At 49.6% G+C, this 23,653-nt stretch carries 27 protein-coding genes; 14 read left to right on the forward strand and 13 right to left on the reverse strand.

Annotated elements, in window-relative coordinates; translation table 11 throughout:
* Positions 1–72: 72 nt before the first annotated feature.
* Positions 73–378: a MerR family transcriptional regulator gene (locus DPV68_RS08940; RefSeq protein WP_114166412.1), complete on the reverse strand. Its 306-nt coding sequence runs from the start codon at positions 376–378 to the stop codon at positions 73–75.
* Between the two features lie 129 nt (positions 379–507).
* Between DPV68_RS08940 and DPV68_RS08945 the strand changes: the two genes are divergently transcribed.
* A complete protein-coding gene (locus DPV68_RS08945; protein ID WP_114166413.1) occupies positions 508–1,806 on the forward strand; it encodes an ammonium transporter in 1,299 nt (432 codons plus the stop codon).
* A gap of 38 nt (positions 1,807–1,844) precedes the next feature.
* Here DPV68_RS08945 and DPV68_RS08950 read toward each other — a convergent pair whose 3' ends face one another.
* Together DPV68_RS08950 and DPV68_RS08955 are read right to left on the reverse strand one after the other, a co-directional pair.
* Entirely contained in the window at positions 1,845–2,975 is a 1,131-nt protein-coding gene (locus tag DPV68_RS08950; RefSeq protein WP_114166414.1) for an ABC transporter permease, read from the reverse strand.
* A complete protein-coding gene (locus DPV68_RS08955) occupies positions 2,972–3,709 on the reverse strand; it encodes an ABC transporter ATP-binding protein (protein ID WP_114166415.1) in 738 nt (245 codons plus the stop codon). Before DPV68_RS08955 ends, DPV68_RS08950 begins: the two co-directional genes overlap by 4 nt.
* Positions 3,710–3,876: 167 nt before the next feature.
* On the opposite strand from DPV68_RS08955, the gene DPV68_RS08960 reads away from it, so the two are divergent.
* A complete protein-coding gene (locus DPV68_RS08960) occupies positions 3,877–4,131 on the forward strand; it encodes a GlsB/YeaQ/YmgE family stress response membrane protein (RefSeq protein ID WP_114166416.1) in 255 nt (84 codons plus the stop codon).
* Positions 4,132–4,179: 48 nt separating this feature from the next.
* Here DPV68_RS08960 and DPV68_RS08965 read toward each other — a convergent pair whose 3' ends face one another.
* Positions 4,180–5,229 carry a hypothetical protein gene (locus DPV68_RS08965; protein WP_114166417.1) on the reverse strand — a complete coding sequence of 350 codons (1,050 nt, stop codon included), beginning with the start codon at positions 5,227–5,229 and terminating at the stop codon, positions 4,180–4,182.
* 130 nt (positions 5,230–5,359) lie between these two features.
* Here DPV68_RS08965 and DPV68_RS08970 point away from each other — a divergent pair, with 130 nt between their 5' ends.
* Positions 5,360–5,788: an HIT family protein gene (locus DPV68_RS08970; RefSeq protein WP_114166418.1), complete on the forward strand. Its 429-nt coding sequence runs from the start codon at positions 5,360–5,362 to the stop codon at positions 5,786–5,788.
* Positions 5,789–5,841: 53 nt separating this feature from the next.
* Here the strand turns inward: DPV68_RS08970 and DPV68_RS08975 are convergent, their stop codons facing one another.
* Positions 5,842–6,171, reverse strand: coding sequence for a hypothetical protein (locus tag DPV68_RS08975; RefSeq protein ID WP_232819574.1), 330 nt, complete (start codon positions 6,169–6,171; stop codon positions 5,842–5,844).
* A 174-nt stretch (positions 6,172–6,345) separates the two neighbouring features.
* Between DPV68_RS08975 and DPV68_RS08980 the strand changes: the two genes are divergently transcribed.
* Both DPV68_RS08980 and DPV68_RS08985 read left to right on the forward strand, forming a co-directional pair.
* Entirely contained in the window at positions 6,346–6,702 is a 357-nt protein-coding gene (locus DPV68_RS08980; protein WP_232819575.1) for a hypothetical protein, read from the forward strand.
* A gap of 60 nt (positions 6,703–6,762) precedes the next feature.
* A complete protein-coding gene (locus DPV68_RS08985; protein WP_114166420.1) occupies positions 6,763–7,326 on the forward strand; it encodes an HTH-type transcriptional regulator Hpr in 564 nt (187 codons plus the stop codon).
* Here the strand turns inward: DPV68_RS08985 and DPV68_RS08990 are convergent.
* The gene (locus DPV68_RS08990; RefSeq protein WP_232819576.1) at positions 7,310–7,648 is read right to left on the reverse strand and encodes a DUF1878 family protein; all 339 of its coding nucleotides are present in this window, start codon (positions 7,646–7,648) and stop codon (positions 7,310–7,312) included. The genes DPV68_RS08985 and DPV68_RS08990 overlap by 17 nt on opposite strands.
* A 151-nt stretch (positions 7,649–7,799) precedes the next feature.
* On the opposite strand from DPV68_RS08990, the gene DPV68_RS08995 reads away from it, so the two are divergent.
* Entirely contained in the window at positions 7,800–8,798 is a 999-nt protein-coding gene (locus DPV68_RS08995) for a peptidylprolyl isomerase (protein WP_114166422.1), read from the forward strand.
* Between the two features lie 39 nt (positions 8,799–8,837).
* Here DPV68_RS08995 and DPV68_RS09000 read toward each other — a convergent pair whose 3' ends face one another.
* Complete coding sequence (locus DPV68_RS09000; protein ID WP_198662285.1) at positions 8,838–9,710, reverse strand: HD domain-containing protein; 873 nt, start codon at positions 9,708–9,710, stop codon at positions 8,838–8,840.
* 171 nt (positions 9,711–9,881) lie between these two features.
* Here DPV68_RS09000 and DPV68_RS09005 point away from each other — a divergent pair, with 171 nt between their 5' ends.
* The 3 genes from DPV68_RS09005 to DPV68_RS09015 are packed head-to-tail and all read left to right on the forward strand — an operon-like array spanning position 9,882 to position 12,209.
* Positions 9,882–10,841 carry a magnesium transporter CorA family protein gene (locus tag DPV68_RS09005; protein WP_114166424.1) on the forward strand — a complete coding sequence of 320 codons (960 nt, stop codon included), beginning with the start codon at positions 9,882–9,884 and terminating at the stop codon, positions 10,839–10,841.
* Positions 10,842–10,859: 18 nt separating this feature from the next.
* On the forward strand, positions 10,860–11,951 hold the full coding sequence (dinB, locus tag DPV68_RS09010) for a DNA polymerase IV (protein ID WP_232819577.1): 1,092 nt from the start codon (positions 10,860–10,862) through the stop codon (positions 11,949–11,951).
* 39 nt (positions 11,952–11,990) lie between these two features.
* Entirely contained in the window at positions 11,991–12,209 is a 219-nt protein-coding gene (locus DPV68_RS09015) for a YhzD family protein (protein ID WP_198662283.1), read from the forward strand.
* 32 nt (positions 12,210–12,241) lie between these two features.
* Here DPV68_RS09015 and DPV68_RS09020 read toward each other — a convergent pair whose 3' ends face one another.
* Positions 12,242–12,733, reverse strand: a complete 492-nt coding sequence (locus DPV68_RS09020) for a hypothetical protein (protein WP_114166427.1) — start codon at positions 12,731–12,733, stop codon at positions 12,242–12,244.
* Positions 12,734–12,978: 245 nt separating this feature from the next.
* Between DPV68_RS09020 and merR the strand changes: the two genes are divergently transcribed.
* From merR to DPV68_RS09035, 3 genes are all read left to right on the forward strand, one after another.
* Complete coding sequence (gene merR, locus DPV68_RS09025) at positions 12,979–13,371, forward strand: mercury resistance transcriptional regulator MerR (RefSeq protein ID WP_001863748.1); 393 nt, start codon at positions 12,979–12,981, stop codon at positions 13,369–13,371.
* Between the two features lie 28 nt (positions 13,372–13,399).
* Positions 13,400–15,040: a mercury(II) reductase gene (merA, locus tag DPV68_RS09030; RefSeq protein ID WP_002440486.1), complete on the forward strand. Its 1,641-nt coding sequence runs from the start codon at positions 13,400–13,402 to the stop codon at positions 15,038–15,040.
* A 159-nt stretch (positions 15,041–15,199) separates the two neighbouring features.
* Positions 15,200–16,522 (forward strand): ISL3 family transposase, encoded by a 1,323-nt coding sequence (locus DPV68_RS09035; protein WP_009374086.1) that lies wholly within the window; start codon positions 15,200–15,202, stop codon positions 16,520–16,522.
* A 70-nt stretch (positions 16,523–16,592) separates the two neighbouring features.
* Here the strand turns inward: DPV68_RS09035 and DPV68_RS09040 are convergent, their stop codons facing one another.
* The 3 genes from DPV68_RS09040 to DPV68_RS09050 form a co-directional block, all read right to left on the reverse strand.
* Positions 16,593–18,368, reverse strand: a complete 1,776-nt coding sequence (locus DPV68_RS09040; protein ID WP_232819578.1) for an SLC13 family permease — start codon at positions 18,366–18,368, stop codon at positions 16,593–16,595.
* A gap of 129 nt (positions 18,369–18,497) precedes the next feature.
* Complete coding sequence (locus tag DPV68_RS09045) at positions 18,498–18,869, reverse strand: YlbF/YmcA family competence regulator (protein WP_114166429.1); 372 nt, start codon at positions 18,867–18,869, stop codon at positions 18,498–18,500.
* Between the two features lie 34 nt (positions 18,870–18,903).
* A complete protein-coding gene (locus DPV68_RS09050) occupies positions 18,904–19,995 on the reverse strand; it encodes a DUF445 family protein (RefSeq protein ID WP_114166430.1) in 1,092 nt (363 codons plus the stop codon).
* 76 nt (positions 19,996–20,071) lie between these two features.
* Here DPV68_RS09050 and DPV68_RS09055 point away from each other — a divergent pair, with 76 nt between their 5' ends.
* Together DPV68_RS09055 and DPV68_RS09060 are read left to right on the forward strand one after the other, a co-directional pair.
* Positions 20,072–20,923: a PucR family transcriptional regulator gene (locus tag DPV68_RS09055; protein ID WP_114166450.1), complete on the forward strand. Its 852-nt coding sequence runs from the start codon at positions 20,072–20,074 to the stop codon at positions 20,921–20,923.
* 104 nt (positions 20,924–21,027) lie between these two features.
* Positions 21,028–22,128 (forward strand): ABC transporter ATP-binding protein, encoded by a 1,101-nt coding sequence (locus DPV68_RS09060; protein ID WP_114166431.1) that lies wholly within the window; start codon positions 21,028–21,030, stop codon positions 22,126–22,128.
* Between the two features lie 44 nt (positions 22,129–22,172).
* Here the strand turns inward: DPV68_RS09060 and DPV68_RS09065 are convergent, their stop codons facing one another.
* A complete protein-coding gene (locus DPV68_RS09065) occupies positions 22,173–22,823 on the reverse strand; it encodes an amino acid ABC transporter permease (protein ID WP_114166432.1) in 651 nt (216 codons plus the stop codon).
* Entirely contained in the window at positions 22,820–23,578 is a 759-nt protein-coding gene (locus tag DPV68_RS09070) for a transporter substrate-binding domain-containing protein (protein ID WP_114166433.1), read from the reverse strand. The genes DPV68_RS09065 and DPV68_RS09070 overlap by 4 nt, the downstream gene beginning before the upstream one ends.
* Positions 23,579–23,653: the final 75 nt, after the last annotated feature.

Raw genomic sequence — 23,653 nt, forward strand, 5'->3', positions numbered from 1 at the left:
ACTCAAAAACATTATACAGAAATTAATTAGAATAATGCTAATGTGAAGCATTTTCATTATGTTTTCTTTGTGTCATTTCTTTGTCGGATACGTACGGAAGGCCGAGTTGAGCTGACCTCGAATCAAATCGTCACGCTGCTTCGATGACAGACGTTTCTCGCGCTCTTTGATGTCTTGAATCCGCCAGCCGTCTTCAAGCTTCGAGGCCACATCAATCAATCGTTCCACATCATGGAAAGAATATTTACGTGACCCACCTTTTGTCCGTTCTGGAAAGACGAGCCCTTTTGACTCATAATAGCGGACTTGTCGCTCCGAAAGTCCTGTCAGTTCAGTGATGACGCCCATCCCAATCACTTTCTTCGACTTATAGTCCATCGCTCGTCTTCCTCCTCTCTAAAAAAACTATGTCAGATAATCTGACAAATTGCAATCCATGTCGAAATTTTCGTCTTACACTGAAACCAACTTTTGAATCATCAACCGCTAAAAAGGAGGAATCGCAACATGGAAGACATTTTATATTATATGGACACGCTGTTCGTACTCATCGCCGCCTTACTCGTCTTGACGATGCAACTTGGTTTTGGCTTGCTTGAGACGGGGACGCTCCGTGCGAAAAACGCCGGGCACGTCGCAGTCAAACAAATCATCAGCCTCTCTGTGGCGGCACTCGCCTTTTGGGCCGTCGGTTTCGGCCTCTCCTTCGGGGACGGGACCCGCTGGTTCGGGACGGAAGGATTCTTCATGAACGGATCGTTCACGAGCCTCGATTGGGCCAACGTCTCGATCGACGTCAAATTCTTGTTCCAGTTGTCATTCGTCGCTGTCGCACTCGCCATCGCCTGGGGCGGTTTCGCAGAGCGGGCCAAACTTTCCGCGTACGTCTTGTTCGGTATCTTCTTCGTCGCCATCCTCTATCCGATCGTCGCTCGCTCCGTATGGGCCGGTGGACTTCTCGGATCGATGGGGATGCAAGACTTCGCCGGTTCGGCTGTCGTCCACCTTCAAGGCGGAATGGCCGCCCTCATGGCCACCATCATCTTGAAACCACGTCGGAAGACGGAATCACTCGCCGGTCACAACCATGTCTTGACGGTCGTCGGTGGACTCGTGCTCTGGCTCTGCTGGTTCGGCTTCAATGCCGGGTCGACGATGTCGGTCGCGGACGGATTCTTCGGTTACGTCGCATTGACTACGATGCTCGCCACGGCTGCCGGTGCCCTCGGTGCTCTCGCCATCGTCATGATGCACAAGAAAACAGCCGACATCCCGACGATTGTCAACGGTGTGCTCGGGGCGCTCGTCGCGATCACTGCTGCCTGTGCCTTCGTCGAACCTTGGGCCGCCGTCGTCATCGGCGCCGTCGCTTCAATCGCCACGTATGGGACAAGTGTCCTCATGGCGAGATACGTCGATGACCCGCTCTGTGCCTTCTCGGTGCACGGGGTCGCCGGGATCATCGGGACGCTCGCGCTCGGGTTCTTCGCCTCGCCTCGCTTGGTTGAGATCACAGGCATCGGTTCGGCTGGCCTCTTCTACGGCGGCGGCTTGACTCAACTCGGTGTGCAAGCACTCGGCGTCTTGATCGCGATGGTCATCGCCGGTGGCGGTAGCTACGCCTTCTTGAAACTGCTCGACGTCACGATCGGTCTTCGTGTCACGGAAGAGCAAGAAGACATTGGCCTCGATATCGCCGAACACGGTGTATCCGCATATGGCGAAGTCGAGCCAGAAGCAGAGACACCAGCGCGCCTCCCGAAAATACTCGGGTCGAGCGTATCGGTCATGTCACCAAAGAAATAACGACAACAGTCAGGGACACCCAGTGGGGTGTCCCTGTTTCATGTCAATCGGTTCAAATAATAACGGACGACCAAGTATGCGAGCGCGAGACCGACGAGCGCGTCCCACGTCGCCCCAAACAAGAGTGAGGCAACGCCGAGGGAGAGCATTTGCGCGAACAACAGCCGCGTCGCCCACCATTTATAGGCGACGAGCCGCTCGGTACGTGTGATTGGCAACCACGACGCCATCGACACCGTGTCGAGCCGTTTAAATAATGGCACGAGCTGGAGCGCCGTCAATCCGACAAAAAGCGGGACGACCAACCCGACGTACCATCCGCCCGAGAGCCACATGACGACGAGCGCGACAGCGGAAAGACGCAACACGAGGTCGAGCGAATCGTTCGAGCGCATGACCCGGAGACCATAGACGTATCGGGCGGCATCGGCCCGTTTCAAGACCGAGCGCTCGAGCAGGCTCACGATGAACGACCGCTCCCGCACGTCTTCCCGCATCGCCGGCACATCGACAAACCAACTGACGACCCGGTTGAACTGGGCTTTGCTCTTTTCTTCGAGCGTGAGCCACCCGAGAAGCGGGATGCGCCGGTTCCGTCGGACGTGGAGCAGGACGAACGGGACGAGTGCCGGCACAGGCGTCCACAACGGCACACCGAACAGCATGAGGAAGCCGCTCGCGAGCGCGCTCGGCAAGACGACGTATTTGACCCCTTCCAACTTGGCGAGCCGCCCCGCCACCGAGATTAGGACACTCGTCGCGATGATGGCCCCGACTTCGACCGAGGTGAGCGCTTGCGTCCGGACGAGCAACGGCAACACGACGAGCATGATGAGGACGGCGCGGACGGCGGCGAAGACAATATTGAACAGGCGAATGCCGGTCATGTATGCTTGCATCTCGCCGAGTCGCGGCAATAAGAAGACTTGGTCCGCCTCTTGGATCAACGTGCGGGGACGATGGCCGAGCGGCAACAGCAACCAGAGGAGCGCCACAATCCATTCGCTCGGAAATGCCGGATTCAAGTCCGTCAAGAACTGGTTGTAAACGAACGCTCCGTAAATGAGCGTGAAGTAAAGTGTGAACAACAAACCGCCGTTCGCCACGTAGCGGCTGTATTTCACGACGTCCTCCACCCAGACGCCAAATCGCTGTTTGAACACGTTCATTGTTTCCGCTCCTCGGCTTCGATCGCCTCGACATAAATGTCATCAAGCGTGGCGTCCGGGCGCAGACCATATGTCTCGCGCAACTGCGCGGCCGTCCCGGTCGCGATGACCGATCCTTGGTGCAAGAAGACGAAGCGGTCGCAGTGACGTTCCGCCGTCTCCAAGATGTGGGTCGACATCAAGATGGCGCAATCTTCCTTATACTCATCAAACAATCGCAGCAATTGGCGAATCGCGAGCGGATCGAGCCCGACGAACGGTTCATCGACGATGAGGAGCGGCGACTTCGTCACGAGTGCACAGAGGATCATCGCTTTTTGTCGCATCCCTTTTGAAAAAACGGACGGGAACCAGTCCAATTGCTTTTCCATGCGCATATCTCGGGCCAATCGATCGGTCCGGATTTTTAAGTCGGCCGCGTCGATGTCATACGCTTTCCCAATCAAGGTCAAATGTTCACGCAACGTCAACGTATCATAAAGGATAGGGGTCTCGGGTATATAACTTATTTTCTTGCGATAGTTGTTTTCTGACGAGTCGAGTGTGAGACTATCGATTTCGACTAAACCCGATATCGGCTCAAGCAATCCTAGAATATGTTTAATCGTCGTCGACTTTCCTGCTCCGTTTAGCCCTATCAGCCCGACGAGCTCACCTTTTTTCACTTCAAACGAAACATCGTGTAACACTTGTTTACCTATATAACCGCCGTTCAAATGGTCGACGTGCAACATGAAAACTCCACCCCTCATTTTCAACTTTTTTTTGTGATATATGTTTTAAAAGCTGTCACATGGGAATAATCTGAACTGTAAGGCATTTTAAAACTTATTCAATACTTCCATTGTTCCATAAAATTGCTAGTGAGAACAATGGACAAAACGGAAAGGAGAATGTTTTTATGGGTTGGATTATCACTTTAATTGTCGGGGGTATCATCGGTTGGTTAGCAGGTCTTATTTTAGGTAAGGATGTACCAGGCGGCGTCATCGGAAACATCATTGCCGGTATCATCGGTGCTTGGCTCGGTGGCCTCATCTTTGGAGACTTCGGACCATCAATCGGCGACATCGCGATTATCCCAGCACTTCTCGGTGCGATCATCTTGATCTTCATCGTATCGTTCATCATGAAGTCAATGAACCGCAAGCGTTAATCTATAGCTCACGAAAACGGGACCCTCGGCGAGGGTCCCGTTTTTTTGTCATGTCAACATGAGATAGATGGCCTCATCACGCTCGATGAACTGTTTCTCACTCTCTAGGCGAAGAAACGTGAAAATCGACTCGAGCAACGTCCGATCGTAACGCCATTCGACACCGACATCTGTTTCAATCCGCTCGTTCGGCTCACCTAGAAGCGCAAGGAGATCGTCCGGCCGCTTCTGTAAATCGATGTCGATGCGCTTGACGCGTCCGTCGACAAATCGGAGCTCCATCCCATCATAGCGCCAGACGTCTCCTCGCTCCGCCGGTTCACCGATCTCGTCGATGACGGTTTGGTCTCGTTCGTTCATCAGCGCCTCGATCGTCCCGATCGAGTGACCGGTCTGAGCCTCAACTTCCACCTCGATCAACTCGGCCCGATCAAGGTCGAACTGTCCGGCGATTGTCTCATCCTGTTCCGGCAACATGCCAAACGCCAAATCCTCGTCTTCAATCAGCGTCACGACTTCAGTCTCGGTCACCGTCGACCCATCGATGACGGCGACGGCTTTGACGTCATAACGACCTGGCATACGTTCGAGTGACATGTTACCGCCCGCTTCCTCAATTCGTCCGACTTGTGCACCATCCACCCAAACGTTCGTTAACGGCACGTCCGATGTCACAACGAGCGTTTTCGGCAACAGTTCAATCCGATAGTCGGAGAAACCAAATCGTCCTGCTCCCGTATCGACGAGTCGGAACAACCCTTCCGTCTTCATGCCTTGCGTCCGGTCAGCACGGTCTTGCGCTACTTCCGAGATCGCCTCGCCCCGCATCGTCTTCTCTTCATTTAACCAGCCCATGAACCCGAGCGCCTCAGCACGTGTCAGCGGTTCGGTCGCATACTCGACGTTCTCCTGGAAAAAGCTGACGTCTTCGTTCAAGAGTGCCTCTTTGAACCGGACGTGGATTTTGTCATTGGTGGCCGCCGGTTGATATCCCCAGCGATAGACGGCCCCGCCGACCAGTCCGAGCACGATTATGGCAAGGAGTATATAATAAATTCGCCTCCGCCGGACCGATTTCTTCGATCGTACATACGCCATCCGTTATCTTCCTCTCTTAATTGCTATTGTGTCTAGTGTAGGACGAATCGGCTGTCCGGACAATCATTCTTCCGCCTGAATTTCCGTGTTATGATGAAGTGGAACAGTCATTATGAATGGAGGAGTTCACATGCACACAGAAGCCAACTGTATTTTCTGTAAAATCATCAACAACGAAATCCCTTCGCATAAGGTGTACGAGGACGATGCTGTCGTCGCGTTCCTCGATATCTCGCAAGTCACGAAAGGCCATACGCTCATCATCCCTAAGCATCACGTTCGAAATATTTATGAATTGCCGGCCGATGTCGCCCGCGACGTCTTCCAAGCCGTTCCCGCCATCACCAATGCCATTCAGCGTGAGACGGGCGCGATCGGCATGAACATCCTATCGAATGCCGAGGCGATTGCCGGACAAACAGTCTACCATTTCCATATGCATTTGTTGCCGCGTTATGGCAAGACAGACGGGTTTGACGCGAAATGGGAGACGCACCAAGACGATTACTCCACTGAAGATATGCAGACAATCGCTGCCGGGATTAAAGCGAAGTTTTAACAAAAAAATGGACCGCCGCTTCATAGAGCGACCGGTCCATTTTTTTTGCGTCTTTACGACGAATTGATTGAATCGAGGTGACGTTTCCGCTCCTCTACGATTTGAGCCCGTTCGACTTGCAATTTAATTGCTTGCTCATATAACTGTTGTCGCGATTTGACAGATGCCGCTTGTTCGAATTCTTTTCTTAATAAATTTAGACGGGCGTCTATTTCATCGAGTCGCTTATCGAGCAATGTTTGTTTTCGCGTCTGCTCGTTCTGTTCTGACGCTTCATATCCCGCCTCGAGTGCTTTTATTATTGTCAATGCCCAAGGGTCATCTCCGAGTCGCTTCGCCGCGTTATACAGGTCTAACATGTCATCAACCCAACGCTTCTGCATATTCACTGGAGGTCACCTTCCTTTACCCATAGTGTAAAATAAAATGATTTTTCGGTCAAAATTGAATGTTCTGAAAAATTTTATTTAAGATATAGGTTTTTAATCACTCTTTTTTGGTAAAATAATATGAAAAGAATGTATTGTAACATCAGTGTGCTTGAGGAGGGGAATGTATTGTCGAGTCATAATCGTCGAGACTGGGTTGCTTTTGGCTTCGTCCTAGCGTTTTTAGGAGCTGCAACCTTTAAAAAAATCGTTCGTGGGACGTCCAATGACGCCGCAGCCAATCAACATCGGGCGTCTACAATCACTACGTTGAAAGAACAATTCCAAAAAGTTTCTAAGGATGCGTCTCATGTAGCGGCGGCCGGTAAACTACAAGGAAAAGAATTAACGGATCAAGTGAAGGCCGAAGTCGAGCGTTATCAACAAGACATTCAGCCTTCGATTGAACGGATTCAAGAAAATGTAAACGAGCTTTCGAACATACAGTCAGATATGACCGAACCGAAAACGGAAAAGACTGACTGACCGGTCCGTCCTCATCGCCCGTCGCGTTAGTCACATTGTATCCGGAAAGGATGGATCGACATGGAACATGAAAAAGAATTTACTGGCCCTGAGGCCATGCTCTATAGTCATAAAATCATTCAGCTTAGTAAGGCATTGTGGAAGACGGTCGAGAAAGACTGGCAGAATTGGATCAAACCGTTCGATTTAAATATAAACGAGCATCATATTTTATGGATTGCTCACGCCCTCGGGGGTGCCTCGATTTCGGAGATTGCCAAATATGGGGTCATGCACGTGTCGACGGCATTTAATTTCTCGAAAAAACTCGAAGACCGTGGTTTGCTCACGTTTTCGAAAAAAGAGACGGACAAACGAAATACGTATGTACAATTGACGCCTGAAGGTGAGGCACTCTTGCTTGAAACGATTCATGCTTTCGACCCGGAAGAGAATGGCGTCTTCCGAGCGTCGCTTCCGCTTCAAGAATTGTACGGGAAATTCCCAGACTTAACAGATATTACGGCCATCGTTCGCCGTCTCTACGGGGATAACTTTATGGACATCTTCGCAGAAACGTCGAAAATGATCACTGAAGAAGCCGGACGTCGTCCTGAAGATGACGAGCTCAGTAAAGAAGCTTGACTTGCCGATACAATGGTTCTGTGACGTCTGTGGCCATCCCTTGGCGCACACACGCCTCGAGAATCGTCTCGGCATTTAATTTTGGATGAAGCATTCCAACAAAATGAACGAGCAAGGGCTCTACGGAAGACAGACCGTAGCGTGTTTGCTCGTTTTGTCGTTCACGGATTTCGTCAAGGAGCAAGAAGAATGCTTCGACTTCTTGTTTTGTCAGGTTGGCTTTTATAACTTCATGCTCGAACGGACGATTTGACCAATCGATCGCGTCGAGCAACAGCTCCATCTGGAATGATAATTGATTGATTTTCTCTTCTAACGACACGTTCTCCACCCCATCATTTCACATTCTCTTTCATCATTATACGATACGTTTCTGTGCTATGATACTACACAGGCAAGAGAACAGCTGTTATCATTAACAAAATGTGGTATAGTCGGATTTAGAAACTTATAGATTTTTAGGGGTGGAATGTATGTCAAACGGAATGACGAATGAACCGAACAAACAAAACAGAAAGTTTTCGACAGGCGCCCTCGTCGGCGCATCAGCGATCGCCCTTCTCATCGGTGTCGGCGGCACATATGCGGCAACGAGCGCAGGATCTTCTGACAACTCGGCAGTTGTTTCTTTTGAAGGCGGCGAAGTGACACGCGGCGAAATCGCGGACATGAGCTATGAGCGCATGGTCCCACAACTCGCTTTCCAAGAAACGATGAACGAGTTACTTGAAAAAGAATACGGTGACAAAGTCGAACAAGACAAAGTCGACGAAGAATTCAGCAAGACTGAAGAGCAGTTCAACTCGAAAGAAGAATTTGAACAAGCGATTCAACAAGCCGGAATGACAGATACAGATGAGTTCAAAGAAGCACTCCGCGGACAAATGCTCGTCGATGCAGCGAAGTCTGAACTCGTCGAAGTGACGGATGAAGACATCGAGGCGCAATTCGCGAAAGAGAACGTCGAAGTCAAAGCGAGCCATATCCTCGTCGACACAGAGGAAGAAGCCCAAGCGATCATCAAAGAATTGAACGATGGCGCTGACTTCGCAGACGTCGCGAAAGAAAAATCGACAGACACAGGTTCTGGCGAAAAAGGTGGCGACCTCGGTTACTTCTCTCTTGGTGCCATGGTTCCAGAGTTTGAAAACTACGCGTTCCAAGAAGACGTGGTCGGCAAAGTATCGGAGCCAATCCAATCACAATACGGTTTCCACGTCATTAAAGTCATGGACCGTAAAGAAAAAAATCTCAAACTCGAAGACGAGAAAGATCGCATCCGTGAAGAATTGGCAACTGAAAAAGCGGCTTCTGTCGACGCGAACAAGATTTACGCTGAATTGATTGAGAAATATAACGTCGACGTGAAAGATGCAAAAGCATCAACACAATTCGACGCCGTGAAAGACGCGATCAAAGCGTCAGAAGAAGGTTCAGAAGAAGCACCGGCCGAAGAATCGACCGAGCAATAAGCAAAAGACGTCCCGCGGGACGTCTTTTTTTGGATGCCTTCATAACTTTGGTTTATAAAAAGCACGGTTATCTAGCGCCATGACGCGTTCTGTAAACGCTCCGGGTTCGACGCCTTCGAACGCTTTCTCGAACATGTTCATCCGGGCATCGATGTTGTCGATGAAGAACAACATCTCGGCTTCCGGGAGTTGTGGCGCGTTCGCCGATCCCCACTCCGGTTTCCCGTGATGACTGAGGACGAGATGTTGGAGCAACGTCACGACTTCACGGTCGGTGCCGAGTCCTCGTGCCACGACTTCAATCTCCGATGCCATGAGCGACAAATGACCGAGCAGTTTCCCTTCGAGCGTATACTCCGGCGTGATCGCGTCCGACAACTCGATCACTTTTGCCAAATCGTGGAGTACGACACCTGAGACAAGCAAGTCACGGTTCAGTTGCGGATATAGATCACACATCGTTTCAGCGAGTTTCAGCATCGACAAGACGTGGAACGCGAGTCCCGAATAGACTGCGTGATGATGACGGACCGCTGCCGGATACGTGAAGTATGCTTCCGCGTTCCGGTCGACGAGCGCTGTCACGAGCTCCTTCATCCCAACGTGCTCGATCGCCTCGATATAGCCGCGAATGCCCGTCTCGAGCTCCGAGTGCGGTATCGGCGCCGAACGAACGTAGGGCGCGATATCTGTCTCCCCTTCGATGATGGAGATTTGTTTCAACTTCAGTTGGGTCCGTCCGCGATAATCCATCACTTCTCCGGAAGCGTGGACGATTTTTTTCGTCGCATATTTGTCCGTGTCGGCGCTATCCCATACTTTCGTCTCGATCTCCCCGCTCTCGTCGCATAGGATGAGCGTCAAATATGGTTTGCCGTTCCCGGCAAGTCCTCGATAAGATTGTTTGATCATGACATATTGGTTTAACGTGTCGCCCACTTTGAGCTGACCGATTTTAGTAGTCGTCAAAAAAGCACCTCTCTTCTTGTCAGTACTTTCATCTTAACGAAAGTTCGCCTGAGATGCCAACTTTCTTCAGAAAGCGGGAATACTTGAGGGAGAAGGAAATTGGGGGGATGGAAGATGAGTTGGGAATGGTATACACGACCGGAAGAAACCGTACATGTCGACGAGCATTACGAGGAGGCATATACGTATTGGCTCGAACAGTTGACGACGGCCAAAGTGACGAAAATCATTGTCGAGGAAGATTATATGTATGGCTCGCTCACGCTCGACTATGAACAGCTCGAGCGTGAACCGCAACAAATCGGGCACTACTTCGTGACCCGAGATTTCTTATGGACGATCGGCTTTGATGACGGCTATTGCGAGTCGGTGGCAACGAAACAATATGCCACCCCGATTGAAGCGTTTTATGATTTGCTCGCCGAAAAAATGGACTATTATTTCCACGGGATTGATGAATATGAAGAACGATTGATGGTCGCCCAGCGCGAGATGAGCGGGCAAGTACCTCCTCAGTTTATGGATGAAATTTTTGGGCTCCGTAACGAAATCGAACGGTGGTCTGATACCGTCGTCCCGTATCGCGAACTGCTCATGGCCGGGCGCGAGGCGTTTCTCGACATGGACTTAAACGAATTGAAAGCGTATCGTCTCGCCAAGTATCGCGTCAATCGGCTCCTGACGCTCATCGAGCACTATCAGGAAGACGTCATCGCAATGACCGATTTGGCCGCGACGTTGTCAAACTTCCGTGGCAACGAAATCATGAAGGCACTCACCGTGTTCACGGCCTTGACGACGCCCGTCGTCGCGTTCGGTGCAGTCTGGGGCATGAACTTTAAACAAATGCCCGAGCTTGAATGGCCGCTTGGCTATTTGTTTGCTTGGGTCATGATCGTCGGCTTTACGGTCTTGATCTATTTTTGGTTAAAACATAAAAATTGGATTGGGTCTCTCCTACAATTCCCGAGCCAAATCCGTACTCAAGAAAAGTCGGACAACCGCGCAACAAACGAAACAAGCAAAACTAGCAAAAAACGAACAAAAGTTCGATATACTGAAAGGAGTAGATGATACAGAAAGGTGATGTTCATGGAACGATTGATCATCCATGTCGATATGGACGCGTTTTACGCCTCGGTCGAACAACGCGACCGCCCTGACTTACGCGATAAACCGGTCATCGTCGGTGGCGCCCCCCACAGCCGTGGGGTGGTCGCCACTTGTTCGTATGAGGCGCGAAAATACGGTGTGCACAGCGCCATGTCGTCACGGCGGGCGTTCGCGCTCTGCCCTCAGGCGACGTTCGTCAAACCGCGCTTTCACGTCTATCGGCACGTCAGCCAGCAGGTGATGGCCATTTTCAAATCGATCACGCCGCTCGTCGAACCGCTTTCGCTCGACGAGGCGTACCTGGACGTGACGGAGAATACACTCATGAGCACGTCCGGCCCTTATATCGCCCGCTATATCCTTGGGGAGATTAAACGCCGGACCGGACTGACCGCTTCGGCTGGGGTCGCCCCGTCGAAGTTCGTCGCCAAAATCGCTTCCGGCTTCCACAAGCCGAACGGACTGACGGTCGTCGAGGCGGCTGACGTCAAGGCGTTCCTCGCCCCGCTCCCGATCACGACGATGCACGGGGTCGGCAAAGTGACCGCCCAGACGCTGTTCAAGCACGACTACCATACGATCGCCGACTTGCAGGGCACCCGCCCCGAACAGTTGAAGGCCATTTTCGGCCACGACCGTGGCAATCAGTTATATGAGCTCGCCCATGGCCGGGACAGCCGTCCCGTCGTCCCGACCCGGGAACGAAAGTCAATCGGCTCGGAGACGACGTTCGCGTTCGACCTCGATGACCCAGAAGAAATATATGAACGCGTCGTCCCGGAGATCGAAGACGTGCTCCTCCAGCTCGACCGCCGCGAACTCAGTTGTCAGACCGTGACGATCAAAATCAAGACGAGCGAGTTCCAGGCCCGGAGCCATCAAATCAAATTGAACCATCCGACGCACGACCATAATGAGATTAAACGTCTCGCCCGCCGTCTGTTTGACGAGATGGCGATCACCGAACCGGTCCGCTTGATCGGCATGACGGTCTCGGAGTTGATTCCACGTACTGAAACAGCTCGCCAACTCACGTTCGAGGAGCTGACAAAACCTTCGCTTGAAGAATGAATGACCATTCAGTACAATGGAAGCAAAGGGGGCGAACGGATGGAACAGTACACGATCACGGCGTTCGAGAACGACGGCACGACCGTCTTGAACGATTCATTTACCGCGGCAAGCGATGACGAGGCGAAAGCAAAGGGCCTCGCGATGCTCGAGGAAATCAATCATGCGCATAAAGGCGCCCGCATTGCGCGGAGCGGACAGCTCATCTACTTCGAGCGCTGTAAACTGCCAGGAAAACTGAAAGGCACGGCCTCATAATACAAGCGCCTCGGGATTCCCGAGGCGCTTGTTCATTCGCTATACTTGGCTTCCCACTCATTGCGCCACTCCATGTAATCAGGATGCAACTCTTCTGCCGTCTTCCCATCGAGTGAATAGCTCGCTCCGACGAGCGGCTCGGCCGAATCCGGATACGACGTCCCACCGATGACCTCGCCGTCCATCATCATGACCGAGACGTTCGTCTGGCCGAGGTCTGCGACTTCATCGAGCGGATGGTTGCGGACGATGAAGTTCTCATGTTGAATGTCACGTCCGATATAATCATCCGGAGACACCGTCTGAACTTCCCACGTGCTTCGCGTTGGCACCTCAAGCAAATCTGCCTTTTCAAAGCTCGACATTCTATTCCCTTTATAAGAGACGACGTCATAGCCTTGCTCCACTAAATACGCGTTGGCCACTTTGGCGTCCGCCCCGAGCGTCGGTGTCGGCTGCTCACTTTCATTCGAGCAGGCCGCAAGCAAGAGCGCATATACAACGATTCCGATTCGTTTCCACATCGACTCTCCACCTCATCGTTTAGTATTTTGGGTCTTCGGAATATATAGTGGAATTACTTTCTTAATAGTTTAAAAACAACTGGTGTTTAAATCGGATTTTCTGGTGGGATGTTAGGATAATCAATAGTATTATATAAAAGTATCAATCACATACGAGTGATACTTTGGGAAAAAAATAAAATAGTCCAATTTACTTGACCGTGTACTATGGTACACGGTTTATAATATTCATGGGGTGAAATAAGATGATTTATCGCATTAGTGAGTTTGCAGATAAATGTGGAGTTAATAAAGAAACGATCAGATATTACGAGCGAAAAAATTTATTACAAGAACCTCACCGAACGGAAGCTGGTTATCGGATATATTCATATGATGACGTTAAGCGTGTTGGGTTTATTAAACGAATACAGGAACTTGGTTTTTCTTTAAGCGAGATTTATAAATTACTTGGTGTTGTAGATAAAGATGAAGTTCGTTGTCAAGATATGTTCGAATTTGTTTCTAAAAAACAAAAGGAAGTGCAAAAACAAATAGAGGATTTAAAACGAATTGAAACTATGTTAGACGACTTAAAACAACGATGTCCAGATGAAAAGCAATTACATTCGTGTCCAATAATAGAAACATTAACATGAGAGATTAATTAACGAAAGGAGCTTTTTTATGAATAAATTTAAGGTAAACATTTCAGGAATGACTTGTACGGGTTGTGAAAAACACGTAGAATCAGCACTTGAAAAGATAGGTGCTAAAAATATTGAGTCTAGTTATCGTCGTGGTGAAGCAGTATTTGAACTGCCCGATGATATTGAGGTTGAAAGTGCAATAAAGGCGATTGATGAAGCAAATTACCAAGCCGGAGAAATTGAAGAAGTATCATCACTAGAAAACGTGGCGTTAATTAATGAAGACAATTATGACCTTCTTATTATTGGTTCTGGTGCTGCTGCCTTTTCTTCGGCAATTAAAGCTATAGAATACGGTGCAAAAGTTGGAATGATTGAGCGTGGAACGGTTGGGGGAACCTGTGTGAATATTGGCTGTGTTCCGTCAAAAACTCTTCTTAGGGCAGGGGAAATCAATCATTTATCAAAAGACAATCCGTTTATAGGTTTACAAACATCCGCTGGAGAAGTGGATTTAGCTAGTTTAATCACGCAAAAGGATAAATTGGTGAGCGAACTTCGGAATCAAAAATATATGGATTTAATTGATGAATATAATTTTGATTTAATTAAAGGTGAAGCAAAATTCGTTGATGCTAGTACGGTTGAGGTCAATGGGGCAAAGTTATCTGCAAAACGCTTTTTAATTGCAACAGGTGCATCGCCTTCGTTGCCCCAAATTTCAGGACTTGAAAAAATGGACTATTTAACTAGTACAACACTTCTTGAGTTAAAGAAAATACCAAAACGATTAACTGTAATTGGTTCAGGATACATTGGAATGGAGCTTGGACAACTATTTCATCATTTAGGTTCAGAAATAACGCTTATGCAAAGAAGTGAGCGACTTTTAAAGGAGTATGATCCTGAGATTTCAGAGTCAGTTGAAAAAGCGTTAATTGAACAGGGTATAAACCTTGTCAAAGGGGCAACTTTTGAGCGTGTTGAACAAAGTGGAGAGATAAAAAGGGTTTACGTAACAGTAAATGGCAGTAGAGAAGTCATTGAATCAGATCAGTTACTTGTTGCCACTGGAAGAAAACCAAATACGGATTCTTTAAATTTAAGTGCAGCAGGTGTTGAAACTGGAAAAAATAATGAAATCCTGATCAATGATTTTGGTCAAACAAGTAATGAAAAGATTTATGCAGCAGGAGATGTGACTTTAGGACCACAATTTGTATATGTAGCAGCCTATGAAGGTGGAATTATTACTGATAATGCTATCGGTGGATTAAACAAAAAAATAGATTTATCGGTAGTTCCTGCTGTTACGTTTACGAATCCGACGGTTGCAACGGTTGGTTTAACAGAAGAACAAGCAAAAGAGAAAGGGTATGATGTGAAGACATCTGTATTACCTTTAGATGCTGTTCCAAGAGCAATTGTAAACCGTGAAACAACCGGTGTATTTAAACTAGTAGCAGATGCAGAAACACTAAAAGTATTAGGGGTTCATATTGTATCTGAGAATGCAGGAGATGTCATCTATGCAGCATCATTAGCTGTTAAATTTGGCTTAACGATAGAAGATTTAACAGAAACCCTAGCACCATATTTAACAATGGCTGAAGGGCTAAAATTAGCTGCACTTACGTTCGATAAAGATATTTCGAAATTATCTTGTTGTGCAGGCTAAGGGAACTTTTTTACAACTCCCTATTCAAGTGAACCAGCTAATGCTTTAAGGGATTTTCTAAGTGCATTTGTGGTCACAAAAATAATTTAACACTGATGATTTCGACATCAAATCTATAATTGATGCCTTAACACCGCAGAGTAATAAAGGATGAATAATATGTCAGACTTATTATCCCTACCAGACATTAAAACAATAGAACCGCCACAAGAAAATGAAACCGATATGATGTTTAAAGTTGAAGCAGTCGGACCACCTGAACGTTGTCCTGAATGTGGTTTTGACAAGTTGTACAAACACAGTTCAAGAAATCAACTAATTATGGATTTGCCCATTCGTTTAAAGCGAGTGGGCTTACAATTGAACCGTAGACGATACAAGTGTCGTGAATGCGGATCTACCTTCTGGGAACGCCTAATATCTGTAGATGAAAAGCGTAGTATGACCAAAAGGCTTTTAAAGTCCATTCAAGAGCAATCCATGTCTAAGACCTTTGTAGAAGTCGCAGAAAGCGTTGGTGTTGACGAGAAAACCATTAGGAACGTTTTCAAGGACTATGTGGCACTCAAAGAACGTGAATACCAGTTTGAAACTCCTAAGTGGCTTGGGATAGACGAGATACATATTATCCGTAGACCTCGGCTTGTATTGACTAATATTGAACGCAGGACTATTTATGACATCAAGCCTAACCGTAACAAGGAAACAGTCATCCAACGTCTTTCAGAAATCAGTGACAGGACTTACATTGAGTACGTCACAATGGATATGTGGAAGCCCTACAAAGACGCAGTGAACACTATCCTTCCACACGCTAAAGTTGTCGTAGATAAGTTTCATGTAGTTAGAATGGCTAATCAAGCCTTAGATAACGTCAGAAAGTCTTTGAAAGCCCATATGAGCCAAAAAGAAAGACGTACCCTTATGCGTGAAAGGTTTATCCTTCTAAAGCGTAAACACGATCTAAATGAACGTGAATCATTCCTCTTAGATACTTGGTTAGGTAATCTTCCTGCTTTAAAAGAAGCCTATGAACTCAAAGAAGAGTTTTACTGGATATGGGATACTCCTGATCCAGATGAAGGTCATCTTCGTTATAGTCAATGGAGACACCGTTGTATGTCCAGCAACTCTAAAGACGCATATAAAGACCTCGTGAGAGCCGTAGACAACTGGCATGTCGAAATATTCAACTACTTTGATAAAAGGCTCACTAATGCTTATACGGAGTCAATTAACAGCATTATTAGGCAGGTAGAGCGAATGGGTAGAGGTTACTCGTTTGATGCCTTACGAGCCAAAATCCTTTTCAATGAGAAGCTCCATAAAAAGCGTAAGCCACGATTTAATTCAAGTGCTTTCAATAAAGCTATGTTATACGATACTTTCAATTGGTATGAAGTGAATGATCACGACATTACAGACAACTTTGGTGTCGATTTTTCCACACTTATTAAGAATTTGGAGAAGGGTGATTTATAAGCCCTTTTCCACCATGAAATCCGAATACCCAGTATTTTTTACGTATTCGGCAGAGCAAACAACATTTTCTTCAAAACGGGAAGAGGAGTAAAATCGTGAAGATGGCGATGACCGCCGTCACGACCTGAAGCGGCAAGCCGACTTTGACAAAATCGAAGAAACGGTAGCCGCCGATGCCGAACACCATCGCATTCGTCGGTGACCCGAACGGGGTCATGAACGCGAGCGAGGCCGCGATCGCGACGGCGACGACGAGCGGGACGGGACTGACGTGAAGTGCCGAGGCCAGTGATAGTGCGAGCGGAGCGAATAAGACGGCCGTCGCCGTGTTTGAAATAATTTGGCTGAGCACCATCGTCGCGACGAAGAGCGCAACGAGCACCCAGACCGGACCAGCCTGCCCGAACGACTCACTAATCCATGTGACGAGCCACGCCATGACCCCGGCATTGTCGAGCGCTTGGCCAACCGGGATCATCGCCGCGATTAAAAGAAGCGAAGACCATTGAATCGATTGATACGCGACGTCCATATGGCGGACGGCACCCGTGAGCACCATCGCGAGTGCCGCGAGCCATACCGCCACCGTCGGGTCGACCCATTCGAATACGAGGAGCATCACCATCCCGAGCATGATCAACCCCGCTGCTAGCTGATGACGTTCGGACACGGCCCGGTTGGCCACATCGGTCACATGCTCATTGGCAAGCAGAAGGTTCGTCTCGTTTCCGACTCGCTCCAAATCGGCCCACTCGCCTTGTGCGACAAGCATGTCGCCTCGTTCGAGCGGGACATCTTTCAATCGAGTGATGGCGATCTCCTCGTTCGGCCGTACGACTTGAAGCACGTTCAATCGATATTCATTGCGCAACCGGCTCTCGGACAAACAACGGCCGACGAGTGGGCTTTCGGTCGGAATCGTGAAGACGGCGACGCCCGACGCTTTGCCGTAGACATCTTTGACGTTAACCGGTTCGACGACCAATCCTTCTTGTCGTGCGATGCGGTGGACGTCCGTCTCATCACCGCTGACGAGGACATACCCTTCCGTCAGCACCATGTCGGCTCGGGCTGTGATGAACCGATGGACCACTCCTTTTCGATATTCTCCGACGACAATCAGACCGTCTCGTGACCATTTGACGTCACCAAGCGTCTGACCGACGAGAGGGTGGCCTTTCGTGATGGCGAGCGAATAGACGGCTACTTGCGGCAACGTCAACGGATGGGCCGCAGATGAACGGATGTCCCCCACCCCGAGCAGACGATTGCCGACGGCATAGAAATAAATCAGCCCGACCACGGCCACGACGAGCCCAATCGGCAAAAGCGCGAAAAACCCGAGCGAACTCACTCCAGCACTTCGAAGCGTCTCGGCGGCGACAAGGTTCGGCGGCGTTCCGATGAGTGTCATCGTCCCACCGATACTCGAGAAGAAGGCGAGCGGCATGAGCAGTTTTGCCGGGCTCGTCCCCATCTGCCTCGACATGGCGAGGACGACCGGAATCAATAAGGCGACCGTACCCGTGTTCGACATGAGACTTGATAGAAACGTCACGGTGACCATGAGGACGAGAAAGAGACGTACTTCACTCCCTTTCGCGTACGGGATGAGGGCGGCCCCTAACCGTTCAGCAAGGCCGGTATGAAACAACCCGGCACCGACGATGAACAGTCCGGCGATCATGAGCACGACCGAATTCGAAAAACCGGCCATCGCTTCGACCGGTGTCAGTTGATTTGTCAAAACGAGCAAGAGGAGACCAATCAGCGCGACCAAGTCGGCCCGGAGCCAGCCTCCGATAAAACCGATAATCATGGCGGCTAAAATGACCAAGGTGACCATGACGTCCACCCTTTCCTTGTGAAATGACCTACAAGTAGAGTATATCACGGATTTTGTAAGCGCTATCATCATGAGATTGACAATCTGAGCAACAAAAAGCGGATGGCTCGATTGCCATCCGCTTCGTCATTATTGAACTTCGTTATCATTCACCATCGGAGCGTAAAGCTCTTCAAGCGGCTTCATGATAATTTTTGTCACTTCTGTGACCAGTTGATGCATGCGTTGCTCTTCTTGCATGAGCTCCATAATCAATTCATTTTGTTGAACACCCATCATTTTCGTCTGCGCGTCCATCATCTCTTGTTCAGAGATCTCTTCGCCTTGCATCTGCTTCTGTTGAAGCGTCATTTGGATGTCACGGAAGTCAGCGAATAACTGGTTCGCTTCTGCATCCGCATTGACACGGTCGTATAGTGAAGAGAGGTTTGTGAACTCCTCAGAATCGCGAAGTGCTTTTTCCAATTGGTAAGCATGATCGTACAAGTTTGTTTGTGACATGTGACGTCCTCCTAAATACTATTAGGGCGTGCCCTTAAATAATGGCAATCAATCCTTGAATCAACCCAATCATACCACCTAACAAGGCTCCAAGCCATGTTATTGCCCGGAACTCTCGTTTTGAGATCGAGAGGACAATCTCTTCAAGGTACGAGGTATCGAGCGAACTCACTTGCTCTTGCACGATTTGATCGATTTTGAGTCGGTCCATGACCGTCTCCATTTGATCCGTGAAGCGCGTGATGACGAGTCGGACCCCGTTCGGGACGAGCTCTTCGACGACACGATCCTCGACGTCCCGTGTATACGAATGGACGGTCCGGTCGAGCAAGTCCCCGACCGGGAGGCGCGACACGACTTCCGTCGTCACCCCGTCAATCAGACGTTCTTCTAAACGCTCATCGAGCAACGTCTCGACCGAGCGTTCACTGAACCGCTCGAACTCGCGCGTAATCATCTCCGCCATACCCGATCGTGTCGAGCCACCGCGGAGAATGTTGATGATCTCGGGACGAATCATCTCGACGAAATTCAAGTTTTGGATGAAACCGGCGATGAATCCGAGCCGTCGCTGGACGAACGAGTCGACCATACGGCGAAGTTGAGCCTCACCTTCGACGGAATAGAAATATTCTTCCGATTTGACAAGCAAGGTATCAACGATTTCCGGAATGAGCCCTCGGACACGGTCCATCCCGTCTTCACCGAGAAGTTCATACAGTTTACGCGACTTCACATCCGACAGGACGAGCTGGAGCTCTTGACGGAGTTTCTTATCTGCCTCAGTCAATACACGTGTCTCGGCATCCGGATAAAGCGGCTCGATGAGCGACCGGATCGTCTTGTCCGAGCGGAGCATCGTCCGCACTTCGCCTTGAACGAAGTGCGTGATATGACTCCCGACTTGTTCATCGAGCAGTCGCTTACGCATCCCTTCAGGCGTCAACAAGTGCTTGACGACCGTCTTCCCGAGGCTCGTCGCCAACTCATCGCGTCGTTTCGGAATCAAGCCTGGCGTGAACGGGACGCGCATGTTCCCGATATATTTAGGATGGTGGGGACGGAATAACATTTTGATGGCGAGGAAGTTGGTCACTCCCCCGATCACTGCACCGATGGCGATCATAATGAATATTTTCAGTAGACTCTCCAAACTGTCTGCCTCCGATCTGAAATATGATACATTTGTTGAAGAGGTGATTGTGTTGACAACGTTTGAACGCATTAAATCCATTTTTCCGATGGCTGTCCATCGGTCAGAAGACACTTCCGGTGACGTTCGCTGGTATCAAGCCCAGGACGGCACGGTCTTCGGGTTGCCTAAAATAGAGCTGACGGAGCGGGAGCAACAGTTGCTCGAATGGTCCGCCACTCCGCTGTTGACAAGACTCGACCCGCGACAAGCCAAATGGCAGAATCGTTTCCTCACCGACACGTACCGGTTCGACCAGCCGTTTCGTCTCATGTCGCTCGTCCTGCATTATCAGGATCCTGAGGCGCTCGATCAATTTTTAGACGTGTTAGCTGACTTTATGCCTGAAGCAGAGATCGTTCTTATGACCCGGTCTCACGTTGAAATCATTGAGACCGACCAGTTCGTCGAGCTGACCGAGTTCGAGGACGTCTTGCGGGCAATTGCGAGCGATTGTTACGTCGAGGCGCACGTCGTCTATAGCGCACGCCCGCTCGGTGACCTGGGGCCACTTTATCATCAGCATCAGGCGCTACTCCCGCTCGCCAAGCTCTCTACTAAAACTTACCCTGCTAGTCAATTATTATACCATTATTTACTCCAACGCCATGAGACTTTTGATGTACCTCCCCGTCTGACGGCCACCGTCGTCGAATCACTCGACAAGACGACGATTGATTTATTGGAGGCGCTGTTCGCCCACTCGTTGAACGTGTCGCACACGGCAAAGGCGTTATTCATGCACCGGAACACGCTCAACTATCGGCTAGACCGGCTCTATGAAGCGACCGGTTATGACGTTAGACAGTTCTACGACGCCGCTCTGCTTCAGTTGATTGTCACGTTGCACAAATCCGAGTAATCGTTTTTGTGCAACGTGTACATATTCAATGCAAGCGGTTTCATCATATAATCAGTCTTGTAAGCGCTATTATACCAAGAACAGATTCTCAGGAGGCTAACGACATGGCAGAAATTCAATTAAATCATATTGATAAAGTATACGACGGCAGCGACTCGAAGGCAGTCAGCGATTTTAATTTGCACATCAAGGACCGCGAGTTCATCGTTTTCGTCGGACCATCAGGTTGCGGTAAATCGACGACGCTCCGTATGATCGCAGGACTTGAGGAAATCTCGAACGGCGACTTCATCATCGACGGCAAACGCATGAACGATGTCGCGCCGAAAGACCGCGATATCGCGATGGTCTTCCAAAACTATGCCCTTTACCCGCACATGAGTGTGTATGATAACATGGCGTTCGGTTTGAAGCTTCGCAAGTTTCCGAAAGACGAGATTGATCGTCGCGTGCAAGATGCGGCTCGTATCCTCGGACTTGAAGAATACCTTCAACGGAAGCCGAAAGCACTCTCTGGTGGTCAGCGTCAACGTGTTGCCATCGGCCGTGCCATCGTCCGTGATGCCAAAGTGTTCTTGATGGATGAGCCGCTCTCAAACTTGGATGCCAAACTTCGCGTTCAAATGCGTAAAGAAATCATCCAATTGCACAACCGTCTCGACACGACGACGATTTACGTTACCCATGACCAAACGGAAGCGATGACACTCGCGACACGCATCGTCATCATGAAGGACGGAATCATCCAACAAGTCGGTTCGCCGAAAGAAGTATATGAAAATCCGGACAACATCTTCGTAGCAGGCTTCATCGGATCACCTTCGATGAACTTCTTCCGCGGTAAATTGGCTGACGGTAAATTCATCGTCGGCGGTGAAGAAATCAATGTTCCTGAAGGTAAAATGAAAGGTCTCCGTGACCGCGGTTACGTCGGGAAAGAGCTCGTGCTCGGCATCCGTCCAGAATCGATTCATGATGAGCCAATCTACATCGACTCGCCAACGACGCACACGTTCCGCACACACATCGATGTCGCTGAGCTCATGGGCGCTGAATCGTACTTGTACGCCGAACTCGGTGGCCACCAGTTCACGGCTCGCATCGATGGACGCTCAACTATCCATATGGGTGACGATGTCACACTCGCACTCGACATGACGAAAGCCCACTTCTTCGATACGGAAACAGAACAAGTCATCCGTTAATACAAAAATCCCTTCGATTCTAAAATCGAAGGGATTTCTTTGTGTCAGCGAATCGCATATCGACGTTCGAGACGATGCTGCCCCGCCTGGATAAGCGTCGACAAGATCCAGTAGATCGATGCCGAGAATAAGAGGAGCGGCATGACGAGATACGTCGTTGCTGCGATTTGGTCCGATACGTACGTCAACTCTTGAACGGCGATGACCGAACCGAGTGACGTCGACTTGATGATATCGATGACCGAGTTGGACACCGGCGGAATCGCACGCGATAACGCCTGTGGGAAAATGATATCCTTGAAGCGCTTCGCACGCGGAATCCCAAGGGCGACACTCGCCTCGACTTGACCGCGGTCGACCGAATTGATGGCCGCGCGGAACGCTTCCGAGATATAGGCCGCAAAGTGAAGGCCAAGCCCGAAGATGAGCGCCTGCATTCCGCTCAACTGGACGAAGCCGGTCAGACCGACGTACAGGATGAGAAGTTGCAACAGGAGCGGTGTGCCGCGGAAGAACGAGATATACGTCCGTGTGAACAAACGGACGATCTTAATAGGACTGCTGTGCAAGACAGCGATGATCAGACCGAGCACCAAGGCGAGGAGAATCGACAGGATACTGGCGATCAACGTCAATTGTACGGCTTCGATATAGGCCGAACGGTTCTCGATGACGGTCGTGATCAGTTCATTCATTGACTGATGTCCTCACCGAAGTACTTCTCGCCGATTTCAGCCATCGTGCCATCTTCTTGCATCTCAGCGAGCGCCTCGTTCAAGCCTTCGAGCACGTCTGAGTCTTGACGCGTCATGTAGCCCGCTTCACTCTTATTAAAGACGTCACCGACCGCTTTCACGTCGTAGCCTGTCTTCTCAAGCTCCGTCAAGATGAAGAGACGGTCGTTGAGCGCCGCATCAAGACGTCCGACTTGAAGGTCTTGCAATACTTGGTTCGCGCCTTTGTAGAACTTCACTTCAGCACCGGCTTCCTCAGCCATTTGAGCGTAGACAGAACCTTGCGTCGAGCCGACGACTTTGCCATCGAGGTCATCGATGCCTTGAATGTCGTCATTGTCCGAACCGACGATGACTTGCGCACCTGATACCGCGTACGGAGTTGAGAACGCGTACTTCTCTTCACGTTCTGGCGTGATGCTCATTTGGTTGGCAATCATGTCGATGCGTTCTGCATCAAGGGCCGGTACGAGTCCTTTGAAGTCCATTGGTTCGTATTCGACCGTGTAACCGGCACGCTCGGCCGCTTCGTTCAATACGTCGATGTCATACCCTGTGATTTCACCTTTATCTTTGTACGTGAATGGCGGGTACGTCGCCTCTGTACCGACCGTGATGACCGCTTCTTCTGAACCGCTGTCTGTCTCTGTGCCGCAAGCTGCGAGCACCCCGAACGATGCGCCGATTGCGAGTACTGCTGTTAACGATTTTTTCATGTGAATTCCGCCTTCCTGATAATCCTTATATGATTACATGGTTTTGAACAATAACCTCATCATACTGACGGGGGC

The sequence above is a fragment of the Exiguobacterium sp. TNDT2 genome (assembly GCF_003331145.1).
Classification (GTDB): domain Bacteria; phylum Bacillota; class Bacilli; order Exiguobacteriales; family Exiguobacteriaceae; genus Exiguobacterium.

What these genes read in the sequence shown, in the direction of transcription:
- DPV68_RS08940 (WP_114166412.1), bottom strand. Translation starts at nt 378, where the DNA reads ATGGACTATAAGTCGAAGAAAGTGATTGGGATGGGCGTCATCACTGAA.
- DPV68_RS08945 (WP_114166413.1), top strand. Translation starts at nt 508, where the DNA reads ATGGAAGACATTTTATATTATATGGACACGCTGTTCGTACTCATCGCC.
- DPV68_RS08950 (WP_114166414.1), bottom strand. Translation starts at nt 2,975, where the DNA reads ATGAACGTGTTCAAACAGCGATTTGGCGTCTGGGTGGAGGACGTCGTG.
- DPV68_RS08955 (WP_114166415.1), bottom strand. Translation starts at nt 3,709, where the DNA reads ATGTTGCACGTCGACCATTTGAACGGCGGTTATATAGGTAAACAAGTG.
- DPV68_RS08960 (WP_114166416.1), top strand. Translation starts at nt 3,877, where the DNA reads ATGGGTTGGATTATCACTTTAATTGTCGGGGGTATCATCGGTTGGTTA.
- DPV68_RS08965 (WP_114166417.1), bottom strand. Translation starts at nt 5,229, where the DNA reads ATGGCGTATGTACGATCGAAGAAATCGGTCCGGCGGAGGCGAATTTAT.
- DPV68_RS08970 (WP_114166418.1), top strand. Translation starts at nt 5,360, where the DNA reads ATGCACACAGAAGCCAACTGTATTTTCTGTAAAATCATCAACAACGAA.
- DPV68_RS08975 (WP_232819574.1), bottom strand. Translation starts at nt 6,171, where the DNA reads ATGCAGAAGCGTTGGGTTGATGACATGTTAGACCTGTATAACGCGGCG.
- DPV68_RS08985 (WP_114166420.1), top strand. Translation starts at nt 6,763, where the DNA reads ATGGAACATGAAAAAGAATTTACTGGCCCTGAGGCCATGCTCTATAGT.
- DPV68_RS08995 (WP_114166422.1), top strand. Translation starts at nt 7,800, where the DNA reads ATGTCAAACGGAATGACGAATGAACCGAACAAACAAAACAGAAAGTTT.
- DPV68_RS09000 (WP_198662285.1), bottom strand. Translation starts at nt 9,710, where the DNA reads ATGATCAAACAATCTTATCGAGGACTTGCCGGGAACGGCAAACCATAT.
- DPV68_RS09005 (WP_114166424.1), top strand. Translation starts at nt 9,882, where the DNA reads ATGAGTTGGGAATGGTATACACGACCGGAAGAAACCGTACATGTCGAC.
- dinB (WP_232819577.1), top strand. Translation starts at nt 10,860, where the DNA reads ATGGAACGATTGATCATCCATGTCGATATGGACGCGTTTTACGCCTCG.
- DPV68_RS09015 (WP_198662283.1), top strand. Translation starts at nt 11,991, where the DNA reads ATGGAACAGTACACGATCACGGCGTTCGAGAACGACGGCACGACCGTC.
- DPV68_RS09020 (WP_114166427.1), bottom strand. Translation starts at nt 12,733, where the DNA reads ATGTGGAAACGAATCGGAATCGTTGTATATGCGCTCTTGCTTGCGGCC.
- merR (WP_001863748.1), top strand. Translation starts at nt 12,979, where the DNA reads ATGATTTATCGCATTAGTGAGTTTGCAGATAAATGTGGAGTTAATAAA.
- merA (WP_002440486.1), top strand. Translation starts at nt 13,400, where the DNA reads ATGAATAAATTTAAGGTAAACATTTCAGGAATGACTTGTACGGGTTGT.
- DPV68_RS09035 (WP_009374086.1), top strand. Translation starts at nt 15,200, where the DNA reads ATGTCAGACTTATTATCCCTACCAGACATTAAAACAATAGAACCGCCA.
- DPV68_RS09040 (WP_232819578.1), bottom strand. Translation starts at nt 18,368, where the DNA reads ATGGTCACCTTGGTCATTTTAGCCGCCATGATTATCGGTTTTATCGGA.
- DPV68_RS09045 (WP_114166429.1), bottom strand. Translation starts at nt 18,869, where the DNA reads ATGTCACAAACAAACTTGTACGATCATGCTTACCAATTGGAAAAAGCA.
- DPV68_RS09050 (WP_114166430.1), bottom strand. Translation starts at nt 19,995, where the DNA reads ATGATCGCCATCGGTGCAGTGATCGGGGGAGTGACCAACTTCCTCGCC.
- DPV68_RS09060 (WP_114166431.1), top strand. Translation starts at nt 21,028, where the DNA reads ATGGCAGAAATTCAATTAAATCATATTGATAAAGTATACGACGGCAGC.
- DPV68_RS09065 (WP_114166432.1), bottom strand. Translation starts at nt 22,823, where the DNA reads ATGAATGAACTGATCACGACCGTCATCGAGAACCGTTCGGCCTATATC.
- DPV68_RS09070 (WP_114166433.1), bottom strand. Translation starts at nt 23,578, where the DNA reads ATGAAAAAATCGTTAACAGCAGTACTCGCAATCGGCGCATCGTTCGGG.